Source organism: Acidovorax sp. MR-S7 (assembly GCF_000400995.2).
Lineage (GTDB): Bacteria > Pseudomonadota > Gammaproteobacteria > Burkholderiales > Burkholderiaceae_C > MR-S7.
In genome coordinates this window covers 1-5,498 of record NZ_DF238973.1, presented here as the reverse complement: position 1 = coordinate 5,498, position 5,498 = coordinate 1, and the positions used below count along the sequence as shown (strand labels likewise).

Sequence of the window (5,498 nt, the reverse complement as noted above, 5' to 3'; positions counted from 1 at the left end):
GAGCAAGCGAGAAGAGACGCAGCACGTCGAGGCCAACTGGCATGTGGCGATGCGCCCGGGCAAGCGCAAAGCTCCCTAGACCCAGCGGATCCGACCGTCGCGAACGAAAAAGTGTGAACGGCACCCTTGCCGTTGCGCATGACTCGCTCCACCGTCGGGCCGTTCCACTCTGGGGTGTGTCCACTGTCTTGCACATGGACATATCCTGCATTGACCCTCCGCTCCTCACAAGAAGGGCCTTGGGGCCACGCTTACGACGGTCACGCCCTTCATACAGATGCACGATGCGGTGCGCAAGTTGTACAAGGAGGTTGTCAAGGGCAATCTGAGTTCAACCGGAGCGCAACTGGTGGAGGACGTCGCCCTGTCGCTGAAGGAAGAAGGCCGTTCTCGCCGATGAGGTCTTCAGGCTTCTTGTAGTTAGCCAGCAGGCCAGACAGCAGTTCTTCGGGTACGTCGTGTTTCTTGGTGCTCATTGTGCTTACGGACAGGCCGGCTCGCGCCGGCGGTGGATTGTCCGTTTACACAAAATTCTGCACACCCTCGGCCTTGGCATCGCTGCCCGTCTGACCGCCGCATCCGCGCCACCGGCCTACTGGCCTGCCAGCTCGTAGCCGGTGCTGCGCCCGCCGCCGGGTGACTTCTTCAGCACGCCAAGTTCCAGCAGTTGCGTGATGTCGCGCAGCGCGGTGTCCGGCGAACACTTGGCGATGGTCGCCCACTTGCTGCTGGTGAGCTTGCCCTCGAAGCCGTCGAGCAGGCGGTTCAGCAGTTTCACCTGCCGTTCGTTCAGCGGCGTGCCTGCCCAGCGTTGCCAGAAGCGCGCCTTGACCAGCACGCCGTCCAGCGTGCCTTGCGCGCTCGTGACGGCGCGCCCGAGGGTGCCGAGGAACCACGACAACCAGCCCGTCACATCGAGTGTGCCTTTCTGCGTGCGCTCCAGCACGTCGTAATAGTCCTTGCGCTCGCGCTGGATTTGCGCCGACAGGCTGTAGAAGCGTTGCGGACTGCCATCGGCGCGGGCGAGAAACAGATCACCCACGGCGCGGGCGATGCGCCCGTTGCCGTCGTCGAACGGGTGCAGCGTCACGAACCACAAATGTGCGAGGCCTGCTTTCACGAGCGCAGGCTCGCCGGATTCTTCGTTCGCCCATGCGAGGAACTTCGCCGTCTCGGCGGGCAGCGCCTCGGCGGGCGGGGCCTGGAAGTGAACCTTGCGTCGCCCCACCGGGCCGGACACCACCTGCATCGGCCCGTCGGCATCATCACGCCACTGGCCGATGGCGATTCTGTTCATGCCGGAGTAGCCGGTCGGGAACAAAGCCGCGTGCCAACCAAACAGCCGTTCGGCGGTCAACGGGACAGCGGCATGGGAAGTGGCATCGAGCACCATCTCGACCACGCCTTCGACGTGCCGATCCACCGGCGCGACCGCGCCGATGTCCACGCCCAGGCGACGGGCGATGGACGAACGCACCGATTCGACGCTGAGCACTTCACCTTCGATTTCGCTGGTCTTGACCACGTCCTCGGTCAGTGCGGCGAGGCTGGCCTGATCGCGCAGCGCCAATCCCACGTCGGCCAGACGGCCCAGCAGCAGGCCTTGGGCACGGCTGACCTCGGTCAAGGGCCACGTCAGCGCGGACAGGTCGTAGCGCCAGTTCGGCCAGTCGTCGGCCTGCCAGATGTAGCGTTTTTCTCCGTAGTTCATGCGGAGATTAAACACCCAATTCGCCGCAGGCGCAAGCCATTCACCGCGTATATTGCGGTGAATGATGTCGCCAATCTCCGCATCGGGTGACCCAAAGAACGGCGGCGGTCTTAGCCTGAAAAGCAGCGGGCATAGAAGCCGGTCGACCTGTGCAACCACCGGTTGCACGGGTCGAAAGCAGGCAATTCTCCAACCACCGGCTGGAGATTCGCCACTCGCCGACTGACCGGTGGAGATTGCGTCGGCGCTGGCGACACAATTTCGAAGCAGTCGGGTCGGCGGCGACCTGATGTTCCGTTTTATCTCCTAAATGCTATATTGAAAGAATAAACGGAACATCTGCCGATCATGCCCGCCGACACTCACACCCAGCGCGTCCTCGATCTGGCACGCCAGCAAGGGCTGCTGCGCGCCGTCGATCTGGACGCCATCGGTGCGCCACGGGTTGTCCTGACGCGCCTCACCGCCGCTGGTCTGCTGGACAGGGTTGGACGCGGCCTCTACCGCCCACCCAACCATCCAGTCTCGGAGCACGAAGGCCTCGCGGTGGTAGCAGCCAAGGTGCCGCAAGCCGTGTTCTGCCTGCTGACGGCACTGCAATTCCACGGGCTGACCACGCAACTGCCGCACCAGATCTGGATCGCCATGCCGCGCGGCAGCCACGCGCCCCGCATGGACTGGCCGCCGATCAGGATGGTGCAGATGACCGGCGAAGTCCACGCGGCGGGCATCGAGGAACACCCGTGCGACGGCGCGACGCTGCGGGTCTACAGCGCGGCCAAGACGGTCGTGGACTGCTTCAAGCACCGCAACAAGATCGGTCTGGATGTGGCGATGGAGGCGCTGAAGGATGTTTGGCGGGCGCGCAAGGCCTCGGCGGACGACCTGTGGCGCTACGCCCAGGTTTGCCGGGTCGCCAACGTGATGCGCCCCTATATGGAAGTGGTCGCCCACGAGTGATCGCGCAAATAGAAACGCCTCCACACGGGAGGCGTCGGGCCGAGGCTGCTCACCTCGGCGGGGCAAAGGAAAACGCCTCCGTGAAAAGAGGCGTTGGGCCGGAGATGCGATCTCCGGTGGGGCCATTGCGCGAATCCTACCCACACCCTGCATCTACGGCAAGGCGACGATCCACTTGATCGAGTGTGAGTAATCGCCCGGCTGCGATGATTCGGTCGCGGTTTCCAGCACCCCTTTGCATGGAGACCCCGACGATGACCCGACGCTGCGCCTGCTGCGGCAAGCCTTTCGCACCCCGCCCGCAAGTTCCCGACCAAGCCTATTGCTCCAACCCTGACTGCCAACGCACCCGCAAGCGCCAGTGGCAGCAGGCCAAGCTCCAGTCCGATCCTGACTACCGGGACAACCAGCGCGCCGCCCAGCAGGCGTGGGCACAGCGTAATCCGGACTACTGGCGCGACTACCGCGCCGACCGTCCTGACTACGCGCAGCGCAACCGTGAGCAGCAGCGGCTGCGCGACGCCAGTGTGCGGAATCAGGGGGCAGACGTCGATCTTGCAAAGATGGACGTCTGCGACCTGCCGCCGGGCCTCTACCGCATCACACGCCACCCGGCGTTTCCGAGGGAAAGCGGCGCTTCGTGGGTCGTCGAGATCACACCGGTGGCCGTGACGTGTCCGCGCAAGATGGACGTGTCAAGAGAGGACGTGATCGACGCCTCGGCGATCTCCCCGTAACTTCGCCTCCAAACGGGTTCTCGAACATCCTGCATGGCAACGATTCCAACCGTCTGCGCGACCGTTCTCGTGAACTTCACGGAGCGGCAGCGCAGCCAATGAAGGGAGCGGCAGACCCGAAACGTCAACCATCGAAGTGGCCGGGTCTATGCAATCGAACGAATCGCCTCCAAGCCCGACAGGATCGGGGCCGGTGTACCGCGCCGCGCAGTACGTGCGCATGTCCACCGAGCACCAGCAATACTCGACAGAGAACCAGGGCGACAAAATTCGCGAGTACGCCGCCCGGCGCAACATCGAGATCGTCCGCACCTACGCCGACGAGGGCAAGAGCGGGCTGCGCATCGACGGCAGGCAGGCGCTCCAGCAACTGATCGCCGACGTGCAGGTGGGCAAAGCTGACTTCCAGATCATCCTTGTCTACGACGTGAGCCGCTGGGGTCGGTTTCAGGACGCGGATGAAAGCGCCTACTACGAATACATCTGTCGCCGCGCCGGGATTCAGGTCGCCTACTGCGCCGAGCAGTTCGAGAACGACGGCTCGCCCGTCTCGACCATCGTCAAGGGCGTCAAGCGTGCGATGGCGGGCGAATACAGCCGCGAGCTGTCGGCGAAGGTGTTTGCGGGCCAGTGCCGTCTGATCGAGTTGGGATTCCGCCAAGGCGGGCCAGCGGGCTACGGCCTGCGTCGCGTGCTGATCGACCAGTCCGGTTCGGTGAAGGGCGAACTTTCGCGCGGCGAGCACAAGAGCCTGCAAACCGACCGCGTGATCTTGCAGCCCGGCCCGGATGCCGAAGTCGCCGTCGTGAACCAGATCTACCGCTGGTTCGTCGAGGACGCGCTGTTCGAATCGGAGATCGCCGAACGGCTCAATGCCGAGGGCATCCAGACCGACCTCGGGCGCGACTGGACGCGCGCCACGGTGCGGGAAGTTCTCTCCAACGAAAAGTACATCGGCAACAACGTCTACAACCGGCGCTCCTTCAAGCTCAAGAAGGTGCGGGTCGTGAACCAGCCGGAGATGTGGATCAAGAAAGAAGGCGCGTTCGAGGGCATCGTGCCGCCCGACCTGTTTTACACCGCGCAGGGCATCCTGCGCGCACGGGCATACCGCTTCAGCAACGAGGAATTGATCGAGAAGCTGCGGCGGCTGTTCCAGCAGCACGGTTACCTCTCCGGCCTGATCATCGACGAGGCCGAAGGCATGCCCTCGGCGGCGGCCTACGCGCACCGCTTCGGAAGTCTGATTCGTGCTTACCAGACGGTCGGGTTCACGCCGGATCGGGACTATCAGTATCTGGAGGTCAACCAGTTTCTGCGCCGCCTGCACCCGGAGATCGTCGGCCAGACCGAGCGGATGATCGCCGAGGTCGGCGGCGCGGTCGTGCGCGATCCGGCGAGCGACCTGCTCACCGTCAACCGCGAGTTCACGGTCTCGCTCGTGCTCTCGCGCTGCCAGTTGCAGGACAACGGACGCAGGCGGTGGAAAGTGCGCTTCGACACCAGCCTGACGCCGGACATCACGGTCGCCGTCCGGCTCGACGAAACGAACCAGGCACCGCTGGACTACTACCTGCTGCCGCGTCTGGACTTCGGCCAGTCAGGCATCCATCTGGCCGATCACAACGGCCTCGAATTCGAGAGCTACCGCTTCGACAGCCTGGACTATCTCTACAGCATGGCCGAGCGCAGCCGCTTGAGGAGAGTCGCATGACGAAGAGGCACCACGCCACCGATCTGCAAATGATCCCGGTCGATCAGATCGCCGTGCTCAACCCGCGTGACCGCAATGGCCGTGTGTTCGAGGAGATCGTCGGCAACATCAAAAGCCTTGGCCTGAAAAAGCCCGTCACGGTCACGCCGCGTGACGATCTGGAGGACGGCAAACGCTACTTGCTGATCTGCGGCGAAGGCAGGCTCAAGGCGTTCAAGTCGCTTGGCGAGAAGGAAATCCCGGCGCTGGTCGTCGCGGTCAATGACGAAGACGCCTTCATCATGAGCCTGACCGAGAACATCGTATGCGTCCGGCAAACCCATCTTGAGATAGCCTGTTCGAGCAGGCATCGTGTGCACGATGGAGATCATGCACA

6 protein-coding genes are annotated in these 5,498 nt (G+C 63.7%); 4 read left to right on the top strand and 2 right to left on the bottom strand.

Features of this window, described 5'->3' with window-relative positions:
* Positions 1–75 precede the first annotated feature (75 nt).
* Both AVS7_RS25475 and AVS7_RS18845 read right to left on the bottom strand, forming a co-directional pair.
* On the bottom strand, positions 76–168 hold the full coding sequence (locus tag AVS7_RS25475; RefSeq protein WP_369799123.1) for a DUF6527 family protein: 93 nt from the start codon (positions 166–168) through the stop codon (positions 76–78).
* Positions 169–592: 424 nt separating this feature from the next.
* Positions 593–1,711 carry a Fic family protein gene (locus tag AVS7_RS18845; protein WP_020229611.1) on the bottom strand — a complete coding sequence of 373 codons (1,119 nt, stop codon included), beginning with the start codon at positions 1,709–1,711 and terminating at the stop codon, positions 593–595.
* A 348-nt stretch (positions 1,712–2,059) separates the two neighbouring features.
* On the opposite strand from AVS7_RS18845, the gene AVS7_RS18840 reads away from it, so the two are divergent.
* The 4 genes from AVS7_RS18840 to AVS7_RS18825 all read left to right on the top strand — a co-directional run.
* Complete coding sequence (locus tag AVS7_RS18840) at positions 2,060–2,671, top strand: type IV toxin-antitoxin system AbiEi family antitoxin domain-containing protein (protein WP_024001857.1); 612 nt, start codon at positions 2,060–2,062, stop codon at positions 2,669–2,671.
* 254 nt (positions 2,672–2,925) lie between these two features.
* Entirely contained in the window at positions 2,926–3,408 is a 483-nt protein-coding gene (locus AVS7_RS18835; protein WP_020229608.1) for a hypothetical protein, read from the top strand.
* Positions 3,409–3,556: 148 nt separating this feature from the next.
* Positions 3,557–5,122, top strand: coding sequence for a recombinase family protein (locus AVS7_RS18830; RefSeq protein ID WP_049696967.1), 1,566 nt, complete (start codon positions 3,557–3,559; stop codon positions 5,120–5,122).
* Positions 5,119–5,498: ParB N-terminal domain-containing protein (locus AVS7_RS18825; protein WP_020229606.1), on the top strand; the 380-nt coding region annotated here is incomplete at its 3' end. The genes AVS7_RS18830 and AVS7_RS18825, both read left to right, overlap by 4 nt.